Below are 15,845 nucleotides of genomic sequence, written 5' to 3'. Positions count from 1 at the left end.
TCTCCTGATAAAGCGGGCACCGAAGCGCCCGCGGGTATTAAAGGGCGACCGGGAACAGCCAGCCCAAAATCATTGCGCCGAGGATGGCGCCACCGGTAATCGGCTTCTGCCAGATGTAGAACAGCAGCGCGCCTACCAGGGAACCGACGCCGATTGGAATGGAGGCGGTCATGGCGCTGAGGATAATCAACGGCCCGAGGAAGCGGCCGGAGGCGTTACCCGCGCCCATCATCACGTCTGCGCCGTAGGTGGAGTTGCTCTGATTGATGGTGAACTTACGCGCCAGGATGATGACGTAGCCAATCGCCAGGCCAATCACCAGGCCGGTAATCAGCGCGGCAATGAAGTTGGTCACCGGGAACATGATCCCCGCGCCCAGCAGCAGCGCCGGAACGCCGAGGCCCACGCCGGTCTGGATCGCACCGCCGATATCGAGAATACCCACTAGCGAGCCTTCGATAATACGGGCGAACAGGAAGCTAGCACCGAACGCCGCCACCGCGCCGTAGACGCCGGTATCGATTCCCGCTTTCAGCATCGCCACGAAGGCCACTTCGTTAAACGCGCCGATGCCGTAGAGGTAGTACATGTGCGTCCCGGCGAAGACGCCGGAGGAGAGCAGGCCAACGAAGATCGGGAACGACCAGTCGGCATACCAAAAACCTTTATTCTGTTCCATTTAGAGGCTCCTGTTATTTACCGCTGAGCGAGTTGTGGATCATGTCGAGCCAGTTCGGCACGGTCAGATGGAAGGATTCGATCATCTTCATGTCGAAGCCGCGGAAGAAGCCGCTCAGCACGAAGAGCAGAACGATCGCCGCCATCATCACTTTGGTGACGTGGTTCCAGCCACTCTCTTCAACACCTTTACCAATCAGAATACCCAGTACCAGACCCGGTACGGCGTTACCCATGATCAGCTGTGCCGCGCCGCCAAAGATGGTGGCCCAGAAGCCCGATTTTTTACCCGCGTCGATGGCCGCCAGCCAGAAGATCACCGGCATCACGGTGTTGACCAGCAGGTTCGCCGCCGGTACCAGCACCTTCACGGCGGTCACCTGAAGCGCTGCCGGAACGGAGGAGGCGGTCAGGTTAAGGAAGGTCACAACAATCATGCCGATGATGCCGCAGGCAATCGCCATTTTGCGCGGGTCATGCAGCGTTTCACCGACGTTACGGTTTTTAATCATCAGTGCAGCAGCACCCCAGTTCGGGATGATGCGGTGGTCAACGTCCTGTGTGAAGGCACCTGCGGCCACGGAAGAGGCCCAGGCGTTAAAGAAGAAACCTAACCCAAAGGAGAAGTGGGACGCCGGATCCCCTTCGCAGGAGTTCAGTTCCCCCAACGTACGAAACGCGCCCATACCCTGAGTGGTAGGCGCATGAAACATGCGTGCAGCCCCGGCGCCAACACCGACGCCAACCAGGCCGCCAATGATGAGCGATTTTATTAATATAATTAAGAACATCAGTCTGCCCTTTTATGAATAATCAGCGTTGCGTGACGAACTCCACCTGGTCGAGATTGATGGCGGTCACGTTGACGGTCACATCCAGCTCCACGCTGTAGGTGCGTCTTTCCCGGCGCAAAAAGAAGAACAGAAACGCTTCTTTTCGCACCGCTTCTTGCGCCTGAACAACCTGCACATCCTGTGGCTCAATACGCAGTAAGATATGCGGTGAGGCTTTCATCACCGCAGCCTGAACGTGGTTGAGGGCGTCGGCAAAGGCGCGCGCTTTGGCGTCGCCCTTCCCCTTCACTCTCACCGTGGTTGTGAACTGTTCTTTCATGCTTACGCGCCGTATTTCTTCTGCCACGCCTGTACCAGACGCTCGCCCAGCTCTTCTTTATCCATAAAGCCAAAGCCCAGCACGTTGCAGCCTTCGTTGATGGCGGTCACCCCCTCATCCACGGAGCGCATGCCGTATTTGGCCTTGTAGCCATATTTGGTCTGAGCGGTGATGGCGCCCGCGCCGCCGCTGCCGCAGAAGGAGATCCCGAAGGTGGCGTTTTCTGCTTTCATCACGTCACCGAGCTTCATATCCGCTGCCATGCCCGGTACGACAACCGCGCGTCCGCCGGCTTTTTCCACACCCGCAGCCACTTTCTGACCTTTACCCAGGCGATCGCCAATCACGACTGTAATCTGTTCCATGTGTTGCTCCTTAAAGGTTGTCTTTCGCGACTTCGAAGTGAACGGAGAGCAGCCAGGCCTCTTCATCAGGAAGGTTGCCGAACTGCGCTACCACTTCACGGGCGAGTTGCATTGAATCTGGTGAAATTTCGTCGAACAGCTCTGCTTCAACCTCCGGCAGCGGCTCGCCGGTCACGGACCGGTGCGCCATTGCGCGAACGTGGGAGGTCAGCATCTGCTCCTGTACCGCGTTGGGAATGATGTTGTGCCGGGCCAGCAGGGCGTAGACCTGCTGAAGCATGGTGTTCGCGAGCTGTTCTGTTTGCACCGCCTGTTCCCCAACGTCGTTCATTACCGCTCCGTTAATCACTCGTCTTACCCCGTTAATGGCTCTGGAATAAAACTAACGTCGAGGGGGAATTGTTTGTAGCGAGTTGTTTTCCACTTCGAAGTGGAAAGGCGAGCAGCGGCAGTGATCTGTGCCACATAAATGCGGTGAATCTGTATAAATCGCTGGATTTACGTGATGAATATCACGCTATTACGCGGCATTAGACTGGTAAGCGGAGTGGAAAAGATTACGAGCAGGCTCGTAGAAATGTGACGTGGATAAGGTTTTCTTATGGGGATCCGCTAGAGTGGCGGCGGGTGCTTGAGACTGACCGTCTCAGGCATGGGACGGAGTGGGAAGCCCCGCCTGATAAAAATCAGGGCGGGGGCTCGAAACGACACGTCACACCGTGGAGTTCGCTACCTCGCCCGCTTTAAAGCAAGGAGGCATCCATGAAACGCAGAAACCCAAGTATCGGGGTTTTGATGATTATTTCTTTGACAATAATCATCTTAACGCTGGTGACGAGGAAAACACTGTGCGAGATCCGTTTTCGTAACGGCTCGCTTGAAGTGACAGCGCGGATGGATTGTCGCTCCGGCAAGTAGGGAGCAACGATGCGGGGCGCATAATGCGCCTCCGCATACGGGAGAGGACGTACAGCTCAGGCACCCAATTAACGATACTTTTTGTGGTACGTGTTGCGGGTCGCGACAAACTGATCGGCTGCCGCCTGGGCTTCTTTCACTTTGCCTTCGTTCGCCAGCTTCAGCGCGCCGTCAATCTGGCCGACCAGCACGTCAAAACCGTGGCGGTAGTCTTTCATCTCGGCGCTGTCTGCCGCTTTGCTTTCCAGCTTCGGCGGCGTCGCTTTTTGCGCATCCAGCGCGGCTTCACGCATTTTAGTCAATGCGTCTTTCATGTCCGCCGCATTGTCCGTTTTCTGCACCACCTTCAGGTTTTCACTGAGGATGTCCATGTTGTCTTCGAGATCGGCAGCAAACGCAGACGGGCCAAGAACCAGCGTTGAAGCCGCGACGATCGCTAACAGGTGTTTACGCATTGCTCACTTCCTTTTTTTATTATTAATCAATCTTTTACGGGGATTATTGCCCGGCGATTTTCATCTCCGGCAGTAATACAGAACCACACTGAATATTGCTGCGTGTTTCAATATCGTTACCGACCGTAACAATATTGCGCCACATGTCCTTCAGGTTGCCGGCGATGGTGATTTCGCTCACCGGATACTGAATTTCACCGTTTTCGACCCAGAAGCCCGCTGCACCGCGAGAGTAGTCGCCGGTAATACCGCTCACGCCCTGCCCCATCAGCTCGGTGACCACCAGGCCGGTGCCCATCTCTTTCAGCATCTGTTCAAAATTCAGGCCCTGTCCGGCAATGCGCCAGTTATGAATGCCGCCCGCGTGCCCGGTGCTTTTCAGCCCCAGCTTACGCGCGGAGTAGTTGGTCAGCAGCCACTGGGTCAGAATGCCGTCTTTCACGATATCACGACGTTCCGTGCGCACGCCTTCGCTGTCGAACGGCGTAGAGGCCAGCCCTTTCAGCAGGTGTGGGTGCTCTTCGATGGTCAGCCATTCCGGCAGGATCTGCTTGCCCAGCGAGTCGAGCAGGAAGGTCGATTTACGGTACACCGAACCGCCCGCAATCGCTCCCACCAGATGACCAAACAGGCCGGTTGCCACTTCGTTGGCAAAAATGACCGGCGCTTTCATGGTGGAGAGTTTACGCGGCGAAAGGCGTGACAGCGTGCGTTCGGCGCACGCTTTTCCCACCCACCCGGAGACTGCAAATCTCCCAGCGCGCGGCCAATGGTATACGCGTAATCACGCTCCATATCGCCGTTTTCTTCGGCGATGACGCAGCTGGAAAGCGAGTGGCGGGTTGAGCAGTACCCCTGCAACATGCCATGGGAGTTACCAAACACTTTAATGCCGTAGTGGCTGTTAAAGCTGCCGCCTTCGGTATTGGTGATGCGTTTGTCAGCCTGCAAAGAGGCCTGCTCGGCTCGCGCGGCCAGCTCAATGGCTTCATCCGGCGTCACTTCCGCGGGATGGAACAGATCGAGATCCGGCGCGTCAAACGCCAGCAGCTCTTTATCGGCCACGCCAGCGTAAGGGTCCGGGGAGGTGTAACGCGCGATATCCAGCGCCGCCTGCACCGTACGGGCGATGGCATCCGGGCTCAGATCGGTAGACGACGCGCTGCCTTTACGATTCTGGTGATACACCGTGATCCCCAGCGCGCCATCGCTGTTAAATTCTACATTCTCCACTTCGCCATAGCGGGTGCTCACGCTAATGCCGGTGGTTTTGCTGACCGCCACTTCGGCGCCATCTGATTTACCTGAAGCGAGCGTCAGCGCGGTGGAGACGGCTTCTTCCAGGATCTTACGCTGCGCTTCAACTTGTGAGGTTACTTTCATCGCAAATGCCATACTGTAAGAGAGAGTTAAGTGAAGTCTAACAGAGAACCGTTTTTCAGTGCGCGTCTTAACTGGTAACATTAGCCTCTTTTTAAGGAGCCTGACATGACTAAGCAGCCCGAAGACTGGCTCGACGACGTTCCCGGTGATGACATCGAAGACGAAGATGATGAGATCATCTGGGTCAGTAAAAGTGAAATTAAACGTGACGCCGAAGAGTTAAAACAGCTTGGCGCAGAAATGGTAGAACTGGGTAAAAACGCGCTGGATAAGATCCCGCTCGACCAGATCTGCGTGATGCCATTGAACTGGCACAGAAAATCAAGAAAGAAGGGCGTCGCCGCCAGCTTCAGCTTATCGGTAAACTGCTGCGTCAGCGCGACGTGGAGCCGATCCGTCAGGCGCTGGACAAACTGAAAAACCGCCACAACCAGCAGGTTGCGCTGTTCCATAAGCTGGAGCAGATCCGCGATCGTTTGATCGAGCAGGGTGATGACGCGGTACCTGAAGTGCTGAACCTGTGGCCGAATGCCGACCGCCAGCAGCTGCGATCGCTGATCCGCAACGCGAAGAAAGAGAAAGAAGGGAATAAGCCCCCGAAGTCTGCGCGCCTGATTTTCCAGTATCTGCGCGAGCTGTCTGAGAACGAAGAGTAATCTGTGCGGGTTTGCGCCGGATGGCGGCGTAAACGCCTTATCCGGCCTACAAGGTCGTGCGAAAATGTAGGCCCGGTAAGCGCTAGCGCCACCGGGCTTTTTTTACTCTGCGGCCGCGGCTTTCTTCGCCAGACCGTCCAGCAGCTTCTGATGGATCCCACCAAACCCACCGTTGCTCATCACCAGAATGTGATCGCCAGGCTGTGCGGCTTTCACCACCATATCCGCTAAGACATCCACGTCCGCACTCCAGTGCGCCGGCTGAATGCAGGCGTCTGCCACTTCGGCCACCTGCCACGGAATATGCTGCGGTTGCAGCAGGAAGACCTCGTCGGCACGCCCTAAGGACGGTGCGAGATCGTCTTTGCAAATACCCATTTTCATGGTGTTCGAACGCGGTTCCAGCACGGCCAGAATGCGCGCGGTGCCGCCAACTTTGCCACGCAATGCGGCAAGCGTCGCCAGAATGGCCGTTGTGGTGCGCGAAATCGTCATAAACGGTAACGCCGTGGGCTTCACCGCGCAGCTCCAGACGGCGACGGGCGTTGATAAACGAGCCCAGCGCATTGGCGGCATCCGCAGGCAGTACGCCCACGTGACGCGCCGCGGCGATCGCCATCAGGCCGTTGTGCATGTTGTGCTCGCCCACCAGGCCCCACTTCACCTCGCCCACTTTCTCACCGTCGAGCAGCACTTCCCATTCGGAGGCATCCGCGTTGAGCTTTTTCGCCTGCCAGTGCCCCTGCTCGCCAACCAGCTCCTGCTCGCTCCAGCACCCCATCGCCATAGTCTGCTTCAGGTTGATGTCGTTCTCCGGCAGGATAATGCGGCCCTGACCCGGAACAATGCGCACCAGATGGTGGAACTGTTTCTGAATCGCTTTCAGGTCGTCAAAGATATCCGCGTGATCGAACTCAAGGTTGTTGAGGATCAGCGTGCGTGGGCAGTAATGCACGAACTTGGAGCGCTTGTCGAAGAACGCGCAGTCGTATTCATCCGCTTCAATCACAAAGAACGGGCTGTCGCCCAGACGCGCGGAGACGTCGAAATTCCCCGGTACGCCGCCGATCACGAAGCCCGGCTTGTAGCCGCAGGCTTCGAGGATCCAGGTCGCCATACCGGCGGTGGTGGTTTTGCCGTGCGTCCCGGCAACGGCGACAACCCAGCGGTCGCGCAGGACAAAATCATGCAGCCACTGCGGGCCAGACATGTACGGGATATTGCGTTCCAGCACCGCTTCAACGCATGGATTCCCACGGGTCATGGCGTTACCCACGATCACCAGATCCGGCTGCGGCTCCAGCTGGCTGGCGTCATATCCCTGAATCAGAGAAATTCCCTGCTTCTCGAGCAGCGTGCTCATCGGCGGATACACATTGGCGTCCGAACCTGTCACTTCATGGCCCAGCGAGCGCGCCAGCATTGCCAGTCCGCCCATGAAAGTGCCACAAATCCCCAATATATGAATGCGCATACGTCACTATCCTTCTTCAATGTGGCGCACATTTTACTCACATGTCAGCGGCTGTGAAACGCATTTCAGGTAAATCCGTATTTTGCTGGCGCGATTCACCTCTGCGCTAATATTTGAATGTTTGTTAAGATTGTTGGACATCAACCGCTTTACTCAACATAAGATGCAGGGAAAGTGTTATGAAAACGTTAGGTGAATTTATTGTCGAGAAGCAGCACGAGTTCTCTCATGCTACGGGTGAGCTCACTGCTTTGCTGTCGGCAATAAAGCTGGGCGCTAAGATCATCCACCGCGATATCAACAAGGCCGGTCTGGTCGATATCCTGGGTGCCAGCGGTGCCGAGAACGTTCAGGGTGAGGTTCAGCAGAAACTCGACCTGTTCGCCAATGAAAAACTGAAAGCTGCACTGCGCGCGCGCGACATCGTTGCGGGTATCGCCTCTGAAGAAGAAGATGAGATCGTCGTATTCGAAGGGTGTGAACACGCGAAATACGTTGTTCTGATGGATCCGCTGGACGGCTCCTCCAACATCGACGTTAACGTTTCTGTCGGTACCATTTTCTCCATCTACCGTCGCGTCACGCCGGTTGGCACACCGGTGACGGAAGAAGACTTCCTGCAACCGGGCAGTAAACAGGTTGCTGCCGGTTATGTGGTGTATGGCTCGTCCACCATGCTGGTGTACACCACCGGCTGCGGCGTACACGCCTTTACCTACGATCCGTCCCTGGGCGTGTTCTGCCTGTGCCAGGAGCGTATGCGCTTCCCGGAGAAGGGCAACACCTACTCCATCAACGAAGGCAACTACATCAAATTCCCGAACGGCGTGAAGAAGTACATCAAATTCTGCCAGGAAGAGGATAAAGCCACCCAGCGCCCATACACCTCGCGTTACATCGGCTCGCTGGTGGCGGATTTCCACCGTAACCTGCTGAAGGGCGGTATTTACCTCTACCCAAGCACCGCCAGCCACCCGGACGGAAAACTGCGTCTGCTGTACGAGTGCAACCCGATGGCGTTCCTGGCCGAACAGGCAGGCGGCAAGGCGAGCGACGGTAAAGAGCGTATTCTGGATATCGTGCCGGAAAGCCTGCACCAGCGCCGTTCATTCTTCGTCGGCAACCGCCATATGGTGGATGACGTTGAACGCATGATCCGCGAATTCCCGGACGCGTAACGCACGAAAAGGGGAGCCAGGCAGGCTCCCTTTTTTTCAGGCCGTTTGCATCGTCAGCTTGAAGGAGGCCATCGCTTCCATCAGCTCGCGCGACTGTTCCTCCAGGGAACGAGTTGCCGCAGATGATTGCTGGACCAGCGCCGCATTTTGCTGCGCCGTTTCATCCATCTGATTGACGGCGATATTCACCTGCTCAATACCGCGGCTCTGCTCCTGGGACGCCGTCGCAATTTCACGCATCAGTTTGGTCATACGCAGCACTTCGGTAGCGATCTCGTCCATCGTCTCACCGGCCTGCTGCGCCAGCTCGCTGCCCTCGTTCACGTGGGTTTGCGAATCGCTGATAAGCGAGCGGATCTCTTTCGCCGCATCAGCACTGCGGCTGGCGAGATTACGCACCTCACCCGCCACGACCGCAAAACCTCGCCCCTGCTCACCCGCACGCGCCGCTTCAACGGAGGCGTTCAGCGCCAGAATATTGGTCTGGAAGGCAATGCCGTCGATGACGCTCAGGATATCGGCGATGCGCGCCGAGCTGCCGGAGATGTCGCGCATCTTCTCAATGACATAACAGACCATTTCACTGCCGTGATCGGCGGTATCGGAGACCGACTTCGCCAGCTGGTGCGCCTGCTCGGCGTTATCGGCGTTAAGTTTCACCGTGGCGGTGATCTCTTCCATGCTGGCGGCCGTCTGCTCCAGCGAGGTGGCGGTGGATTCCGTGCGCTGGGCCAGGTTCATATTCCCGGCCGTCAGCTCGCGGCTGCCGGTATCAATCTGCGAGCTGGCGTCACGCACCCGCAGAACCGAGTCCATCAGCGACTGGCGCATCCCTTCGATCGCCGCGTTAAGGCGATTAAATTCCTGGCTCGCCGGCGCGTTCAGGGTATGGGTTAAATCCCCGGCCGCCACATGTTCCAGCTGGGCAATCGAGGCTGAAAGCGGCTTGAGCAGCATATGGCGCAGCACCAGCCAGGCCAGCACGATAATGCCAGCCGTCAGCAGCGCCGCGACGATAATCAGGATCAGCACGCGGGTTTTACTCGCCTGCACGGCGCTCACCTCCGCTTTACCGCGCGCCTCGCTCCATGCCTGGAACGCCTGCATATCGTTATCAAACTGCTTCGCCACCGGGACCAGCTTGTTTTCCAGCAGATCGTAATAGCTGTCCGCGCTTTGCTCGTTCAGGGCTTTCAGCATCGGGCTGATGCCCTGCTGGTTGTACACCGCCAGGCTCGCGGCGACGTTATCCAGAAGCATTTGCCCCTGCTCATCCGCCACGCCGCTGCCGATCACGTCCTTCAGCGTTTTCTGTGCCAGCGCCACTTCCTGGTTAATGGTTTTGACCGCCCTGACCGCATCGTCCAGCAGGCCGACCTCCATCATGCGGACGGCCTGCCCCGCTTCGTTACGCGCGCGCAGGATCAGCGTATAGCCGGCATTCAGCTGCACCATCTGTTCACCCTGAAGATGATTGATGCGCTGGAGAGAAGCGGAACTTTGTGTAAGGGCATAAATGCCGATGCCGCTGACAATCAGCAGCAGAAGGGTCATAACGGCCAGTAAAGAGAGCAAGCCGGTACGAATCGATAGCGTTTTAAGCATGATGTTATTTCCGGTAGCGAGATATTTCTGGGCATAAAAAAAGAGTATCGGCCGCTACCGGAAAATGTTTAGAGTTTAAGCAATTTCAGCATGTTATCGCCCTGTTACAGAGGTATTCACCCGGGTAACAGGCGAGCTCTGGCGGTTCTCCCACAGCACCGTCAGGCCGCGCTGAAGCGCGATGAAAATAAACAGCAGAATGCCGATGGCGATTTTGGTCCACCAGAGCTGAGCGTGCCGTCGAAGTTGATATAGGTCTGAATCAGCCCTGGATCGCCACGCCAAATAGCGTGCCGAGCACCGTCCCCACTCCGCCACTGAGCAGCGTACCGCCAATCACCACCGAGGCAATGGCATCCAGCTCAACGCCCACCCCCGCCAGGGCATAGCCTGCCTGGGTATAAACCGAGAAGACAATCCCCGCGAGCGTGGCCAGCCCGGTCGAAAGCATGTAGATGCGGATAGTGGTGCTGCGCGTGGAAATTCCCATCAGGTTCGCGGACGTGGCGCTGCCGCCAATGGCATAAACCTGGTTACCAAACCGGGTACGGTGGGCGAGGAAGATCCCGATCACCACCACGCCCAGCATCAGCAGCCCCATTGCGCTCAGGCGTCCCCCGCCGGGGATTTTCCACGCCAGGCTGGAGAGCGTGTCGTAGATCGGGTGGTTAATTGGAATTGACTCCTCCGACACCAGATAGCTCACGCCGCGCAGGAAGAACATCCCGGCGAGGGTGATGATAAACGCCGGGATTTTCAGCGCATCGATCAAAAGCCCCATAAAGGCGCCGAACGCGCAGCCCATAACCAGCACCAGCGGAAAAGCCAGCAGCGGCGAAATCCCCCAAAAGCCAATCGCCTTGGCAAGGAACACGCCGGTAAAGGCGATCACCGACCCAACGGAGAGATCGATCCCGCCGGAGAGGATCACAAACGTCATACCGACGGCGATAATGCCTAAAAAGGCGTTGTCGGTCAGAATGTTGCAAATCACCCGCGTGGAGGCGAAGCCCGGGAACTGGGTCAGGCAGTAAAGGTATCCCAGCACGAACACACCCAGCGTGATCATTAACGGCAAATTACGTTTTATCATGACCGCGGTTCCCCTTAATGAGAGTGATAAAGCGCGGCGACTGCACGATAAGTACGATAAGCACCACGACCGCTTTGACGACCTGATTCAGCTCCGGCTGGAACCCGGAGAGCAAAATACCGGTATTCATACCCTGAATAATCAACGCCCCCACCACCGAGAGCAGCAGATTAAAACGTCCGCCCATCAGCGATCCACCGCCGATAACCACCGCGAGGATCGCATCCAGCTCGAGCCAGAGTCCGGCGTTATTGGCATCCGCTCCGCGAATATCGGCGGCCACGATCACCCCGGCAATCGCAGCACAGACGCCGCTCAGCACGTAAGTCAGCATCACCATCAGCCGCGTATTTACCCCGGCGTTTTTCGCGGCCCGAATGTTAATCCCCACCGCTTCGATGAACATCCCGAGCGCCGTTTTGCGGGTGAAAAGCCAGAACACCACCAGCGTCACCAGCGCGACGATCACCGGCGTCGGGAAGAACAGAAAATTACCGCTGCCGATCCACGCCAGGCTCGGGGAGTTAAAGGTGACGATTTGACCGGAGGTGATAAGCTGCGCCACACCGCGCCCGGCCACCATCAAAATCAACGTCGCGACAAACGGCTGGATCTTGAGCACTGCGACCAGAATGCCGTTCCATAGCCCGGCTAATACACCGGAGCCCAGCGCGGCCAGCAGAACCACCGGCAGGCTGTGCCCGGCGACGGTCATCGAGGCGGCGGTGGCGCCCGCAATCGCCATTACCGCACCGACGGAGAGGTCGATCCCGCCGGTGGCAATGACCAGCGTCATACCAATCGCCAGCAGCGCCACTGGCGCGGCACGGTTTAAGATGTCGATCGGGCTACCAAACAGGCGGCCATCCTGCACGACGATCTGGAAAAAATGCGGAGCCACCAGGCTATCCACCAGCAGCACCAGCAGCAGCGCCACGATTTGCGGCGTGCCGGTCGGCCAGGTGAAGCGGCGCTTCGCTTCGCCAGTTTGCGAAAGAGAACGGGACATCACATTTGACTCCTTACGCCGCGATGGCATTCATGATCGCCGGTACCGACAGTTTATCCAGCGGGATCTCTGCCACCTGCCTGCGATCGCGCATGATGATGACGCGATCGGCATAGCCGACCAGCTCCTCCAGCTCGGACGAGATCACCAGCAGCGCCAGACCGTCGGCGCAGAGCGTTTCGATAAGCCGGATGATTTCGGCGTGCGCGCCCACGTCGATACCGCGCGTGGGCTCGTCGAGGATCAGGAATTGCGGTTTGGTGAGCAGCCAGCGCGAGAGGAGAACCTTCTGCTGGTTACCGCCCGAGAGGAACTCGATGGGCTGTTCCGCGCTCGGGGTACGTATACCGAGCTGGCGGATGAAGCGCTCGGCAATCGCGTTCTGCTCGCGCTTAGGGATCGGACGCAGCCAGCCGCGCTGGGCCTGTAGCGCCAGAATGATGTTTTCCCGCACCGAGGCGGCGGCAATAATCCCGTCCGTTTTCCTGTCCTCCGGGCAGAAGCCCACGCCGAGGCACGACGCCTGATGCGGTGAACGTAGCGTTTGTGGTTTGCCTTTGATCAGCGCCGTTCCGCTGTCGGCAGGTTTGATCCCGAAGATGACTTCGGCGGTTTCGGTGCGCCCGGAGCCTAACAGCCCCGCCAGACCCACAATTTCACCGGGGCGTACCTCGAGGTTAAACGGCGCGATGGTCCCTTTTCTGCCGTAATCGTGAAACGCGGCGATCGGTTTTTCGCTCAGCAGCGTACGGCCCGCGCGCTGAAGCGCGTTGGTCTCGAGCTCGCGGCCCAGCATCATTTTGACCAGCTCTATCTGCGGCAGCTCGCGGGTTTCCCGGCAGCCGACAAAGCTGCCGTTGCGCAGCACCGTTATACGGTCGCTCACCTCGTAAACCTGATCGAGGAAATGCGTCACGAAAATCAGGCTGACGCCCTGATTACGCAGCTGGCGCATCAGGGTAAAAAGCATCTCCACTTCCTGGGTATCGAGGCTGGCGGTGGGTTCATCGAGGATCAGCACTTTCGCCGAGAGATCGATAGCGCGACAGATCGCGACGATTTGCTGCATCGCTACGGAAAAACGGTTCAGCGGTTCGCGCACGTCGAGAGAGAAGCCATACGATTCCATCAGCTTCGCGGCGCGCGCTTCCATCTCTTTGCGGCGCAGCAGGCCAAAACGTCTGGGTTCGCGGCCAATAAACAGGTTATCCGCTACCGACATGTTTGGCAGCAGGTTCACTTCCTGGTAGACCGTGCCGATCCCCAGTTGCTGGGCATGCGCGGTGTTTTTGGGCGAAATGGCGTTACCTTCCAGCCAGATAGCGCCGCGATCGGCGTGATAGACCCCGGTCAGGGTTTTAATCAGCGTCGACTTCCCCGCCCCGTTTTCGCCGAGCAACGCCATGATCTCCCCACGCCGCAGGCTGAAATCAACGTTATCCAGCGCCTTAACGCCAGGGAAAAATTTACTCAGGCCCTCTGTGCGGAGGATTTCCTGGTGTTGTTCGGTGGTCATGGTTTCCCCCTGCATCAGGCCGGATGACGCTACGCTTATCCGGCCTACAAAAGAGCGTATCGTAGGCCGGGTAAGCGCAGCGCCACCCGGCAATTTCACTGGATCAGTAGCCCATATTTTTCTTCTTCTCTAACTCTTCTTTCGCCGTGTCCGGCAGGTAGAGCGTGGATTTGGTGATGGTCAACTTCTCAGGCTGGGTGCCGTCTTTCTTGAATTTCTCCAGCGCATCGAATGCCGGGCCCGCCATATTTGGCGTCAGCTCCACGCTGGCGTTCGCTTCGCCGTCAATCATCGCTTTGTAGATGTCCGGTACGCCGTCGATCGAGCCGGTGAGGATATCTTTGCCCGGCTTCAGGCCCGCTTCTTTGATGGCCTGGATGGCGCCGATCACCATGTCGTCGTTGTGGGCGTAAACCATGCAGATATTTTTGCCGTTATTTTCTGCCTTGATGAAGCTTTCCATGACCTCTTTACCCTTGCTGCGGGTGAAGTCGCCGGACTGAGAACGGATGATTTTGATGTTTGATGCTTTAGCGATGGCCTCCGCGAAACCTTTCTTACGGTCGATAGCCACGCTCGCCCCGACGGTGCCCTGCAACTCAACCACGTTACACGGCTTGCCATCCACCTGCTTCACCAGCCAGTCACCAATCAGTTTGCCTTCCAGCACGTTATCGGCGGTGACGGTGGTCATATAGAGAGATTTGTCTTTTACGTCGATGGAACGGTCGAGCAGGAAGACCGGAATTTCAGCATCTTTGGCTTCCTTCAGTACCGGCTCCCAGCCCGTGGCGACAACCGGGGCAATAAAGATGGCATCCACGCCCTGAGCGATAAACGAGCGCACCGCTTTAATCTGGTTCTCTTGCTTTTGCTGACCATCGGCGATTTTCAGCGTAATACCGCGCTTTTCGGCCTCACTTTTCGCCACATTCGTTTCAGCGGCGCGCCAGCCAGATTCAGATCCGACCTGCGAAAATCCAACGGTTAAGGGTGCGGCCATCGCCATAGACGACATGGCTGCCGAAACTGCTGTAACAAGAAGTAAGCGCTTCCACATATGAACGTCCTCGTAGGGTAGGTTATTGTTGGTTAAAAGATGTTCCGCGGATGAACTATAGCCAATGGAATATGTTACGGATTGCGTTACATCACACTTCAGAAAAGTGAATAAAACGTTAATCACAAGTTTGTAATCGCTTTCATTTCAACATTTAAAATGCGGCTGAGTTTATGGATTATCCTGTCATGGAAACGGTCTGAAAAGTGAAGGCGCGAGGGAGAGAAGACGAAAACAGGCGGAGACTTTCAGCGCCAGTTGGCTATAATACCTGCCACTTGTTTACCATCCATTTTAAAGGACACCGACATGAGCTTACTCAACGTCCCTGCGGGTAAAGAACTGCCAGAAGACATCTACGTTGTGATCGAAATCCCGGCCAACGCAGATCCAATCAAATACGAAATCGACAAAGACACCGGTGCGCTGTTCGTTGACCGTTTCATGTCTACCGCCATGTTCTATCCGTGCAACTACGGCTACATCAACCACACTCTGTCTCTGGACGGTGACCCGGTTGACGTACTGGTCCCAACGCCATATCCATTGCAGCCAGGCTCCGTCATTCGCTGCCGTCCTGTTGGCGTGCTGAAAATGACTGACGAAGCGGGTGAAGATGCGAAACTGGTTGCCGTACCGCACACCAAGCTGAGCAAAGAGTACGATCACATTAAAGATGTGAACGACCTGCCAGAGCTGCTGAAAGCGCAGATCGCCCACTTCTTCGAGCACTACAAAGATCTCGAAAAAGGCAAATGGGTTAAAGTTGAAGGCTGGGATAACGCAGAAGCGGCGAAAGCAGAAATCATCGCCTCTTTCGAACGTGCTGCTAAGAAGTAATTCTTACTGCTGAGACTAAGCCCCGCGCGTCGGGGCTTTTTTGTGCCTGTCGCTCCAGGTAACCCGTGCGATTGAGGAGTATCGCCCGGCGGCGCTACGCTTGCACGGGCCTACGGCGCAAAACGACAACGCCACCTTACGGTGGCGTTGTCGTTTTTCAGAACTGGTCTCTGTCTAACCAGTTACCGCTTTCAATCAACGTTAACCCGTCGACCGAACGTTGGTACACGTACATCCATGCACTGCCGTAAGGCGTCTGGATCAACTGGCGAGCGTATTCACCGCCCCTGGTGCGCAAGGCATCAAGTTCGGCCAGCGTGGCATTATCAATACGATAAACCTCACCCTGTACCGTTCCGTTCCCCGGAACCGCGCCTGGATAGTGGCCCAGACTGTACAACTGGTAGTTTTCGATTGTGTAATTTCCCAGCAACTGGGCGTTGGTCATCCAGTGGCTGTTGCCTTGCCTGGTTCGTAAACTGCCGTAAACAAATATTCGCAT

The 15,845-nt window shown here is 56.9% G+C and carries 14 protein-coding genes and 4 pseudogenes; 4 read left to right on the top strand and 14 right to left on the bottom strand.

The window, feature by feature from the left end:
* Positions 1 to 37 precede the first annotated feature (37 nt).
* From KTH07_RS23335 to KTH07_RS23315, 5 genes are read right to left on the bottom strand one after another with little or no spacing between them, the layout of a single operon-like run.
* Complete coding sequence (locus tag KTH07_RS23335; protein ID WP_015572508.1) at positions 38 to 679, bottom strand: DUF4310 family protein; 642 nt, start codon at positions 677 to 679, stop codon at positions 38 to 40.
* Between the two features lie 13 nt (positions 680 to 692).
* The gene (locus KTH07_RS23330) at positions 693 to 1,469 is read right to left on the bottom strand and encodes a DUF4311 domain-containing protein (protein WP_006810337.1); all 777 of its coding nucleotides are present in this window, start codon (positions 1,467 to 1,469) and stop codon (positions 693 to 695) included.
* A gap of 22 nt (positions 1,470 to 1,491) precedes the next feature.
* Positions 1,492 to 1,791, bottom strand: coding sequence for a DUF4312 family protein (locus KTH07_RS23325; protein ID WP_023302978.1), 300 nt, complete (start codon positions 1,789 to 1,791; stop codon positions 1,492 to 1,494).
* A gap of 2 nt (positions 1,792 to 1,793) precedes the next feature.
* The gene (locus KTH07_RS23320) at positions 1,794 to 2,156 is read right to left on the bottom strand and encodes an SFCGS family glycine-rich protein (RefSeq protein ID WP_006810339.1); all 363 of its coding nucleotides are present in this window, start codon (positions 2,154 to 2,156) and stop codon (positions 1,794 to 1,796) included.
* A gap of 10 nt (positions 2,157 to 2,166) precedes the next feature.
* Positions 2,167 to 2,505, bottom strand: a complete 339-nt coding sequence (locus tag KTH07_RS23315) for a PRD domain-containing protein (protein WP_026080657.1) — start codon at positions 2,503 to 2,505, stop codon at positions 2,167 to 2,169.
* Between the two features lie 413 nt (positions 2,506 to 2,918).
* Between KTH07_RS23315 and KTH07_RS23310 the strand changes: the two genes are divergently transcribed.
* Positions 2,919 to 3,074, top strand: coding sequence for a Hok/Gef family protein (locus tag KTH07_RS23310; RefSeq protein WP_017383916.1), 156 nt, complete (start codon positions 2,919 to 2,921; stop codon positions 3,072 to 3,074).
* A gap of 68 nt (positions 3,075 to 3,142) precedes the next feature.
* On the opposite strand, the gene cybC is transcribed toward KTH07_RS23310, so the two are convergent.
* Positions 3,143 to 3,529, bottom strand: a complete 387-nt coding sequence (gene cybC, locus KTH07_RS23305; protein WP_217310860.1) for a cytochrome b562 — start codon at positions 3,527 to 3,529, stop codon at positions 3,143 to 3,145.
* 43 nt (positions 3,530 to 3,572) lie between these two features.
* Positions 3,573 to 4,924, bottom strand: a pseudogene (gene pmbA, locus KTH07_RS23300) (metalloprotease PmbA).
* 93 nt (positions 4,925 to 5,017) lie between these two features.
* Here pmbA and yjgA point away from each other — a divergent pair.
* Positions 5,018 to 5,568: pseudogene (yjgA, locus tag KTH07_RS23295) on the top strand (ribosome biogenesis factor YjgA).
* Positions 5,569 to 5,670: 102 nt separating this feature from the next.
* On the opposite strand, the pseudogene mpl reads toward yjgA, so the two are convergent.
* Positions 5,671 to 7,042 (bottom strand): annotated as a pseudogene (gene mpl, locus KTH07_RS23290) (UDP-N-acetylmuramate:L-alanyl-gamma-D-glutamyl-meso-diaminopimelate ligase).
* A 179-nt stretch (positions 7,043 to 7,221) separates the two neighbouring features.
* On the opposite strand from mpl, the gene fbp reads away from it, so the two are divergent.
* Positions 7,222 to 8,220, top strand: a complete 999-nt coding sequence (fbp, locus tag KTH07_RS23285) for a class 1 fructose-bisphosphatase (protein ID WP_003856070.1) — start codon at positions 7,222 to 7,224, stop codon at positions 8,218 to 8,220.
* Positions 8,221 to 8,256: 36 nt separating this feature from the next.
* Here fbp and KTH07_RS23280 read toward each other — a convergent pair whose 3' ends face one another.
* The 5 genes and pseudogenes from KTH07_RS23280 to ytfQ all read right to left on the bottom strand — a co-directional run bounded on the left by KTH07_RS23280 (position 8,257) and on the right by ytfQ (position 14,503).
* Positions 8,257 to 9,825: a methyl-accepting chemotaxis protein gene (locus KTH07_RS23280; protein WP_023302977.1), complete on the bottom strand. Its 1,569-nt coding sequence runs from the start codon at positions 9,823 to 9,825 to the stop codon at positions 8,257 to 8,259.
* A 93-nt stretch (positions 9,826 to 9,918) separates the two neighbouring features.
* Positions 9,919 to 10,918: pseudogene (yjfF, locus tag KTH07_RS23275) on the bottom strand (galactofuranose ABC transporter, permease protein YjfF).
* Entirely contained in the window at positions 10,905 to 11,930 is a 1,026-nt protein-coding gene (gene ytfT / locus KTH07_RS23270; protein ID WP_017383922.1) for a galactofuranose ABC transporter, ATP-binding protein YtfT, read from the bottom strand. Before ytfT ends, yjfF begins: the two are co-directional and overlap by 14 nt.
* Before the next feature lie 10 nt (positions 11,931 to 11,940).
* A complete protein-coding gene (gene ytfR, locus KTH07_RS23265) occupies positions 11,941 to 13,443 on the bottom strand; it encodes a galactofuranose ABC transporter, ATP-binding protein YtfR (protein WP_017383923.1) in 1,503 nt (500 codons plus the stop codon).
* Positions 13,444 to 13,546: 103 nt separating this feature from the next.
* Positions 13,547 to 14,503, bottom strand: coding sequence for a galactofuranose ABC transporter substrate-binding protein YtfQ (gene ytfQ, locus KTH07_RS23260; protein WP_032620837.1), 957 nt, complete (start codon positions 14,501 to 14,503; stop codon positions 13,547 to 13,549).
* 309 nt (positions 14,504 to 14,812) lie between these two features.
* On the opposite strand from ytfQ, the gene ppa reads away from it, so the two are divergent.
* On the top strand, positions 14,813 to 15,343 hold the full coding sequence (ppa, locus tag KTH07_RS23255; RefSeq protein WP_006810347.1) for an inorganic diphosphatase: 531 nt from the start codon (positions 14,813 to 14,815) through the stop codon (positions 15,341 to 15,343).
* A gap of 157 nt (positions 15,344 to 15,500) precedes the next feature.
* On the opposite strand, the gene KTH07_RS23250 is transcribed toward ppa, so the two are convergent.
* On the bottom strand, positions 15,501 to 15,845 hold the full coding sequence (locus KTH07_RS23250; RefSeq protein ID WP_017383925.1) for a gamma-glutamylcyclotransferase: 345 nt from the start codon (positions 15,843 to 15,845) through the stop codon (positions 15,501 to 15,503).

It is taken from the genome of Enterobacter cloacae complex sp. ECL72 (assembly GCF_019056635.1).
In the GTDB taxonomy this organism is placed as follows: Bacteria; Pseudomonadota; Gammaproteobacteria; order Enterobacterales; family Enterobacteriaceae; genus Enterobacter; species Enterobacter hormaechei_C.
Note: the sequence above shows the minus strand (reverse complement) of the source record. Positions and strands in the feature narration are given on the sequence as shown.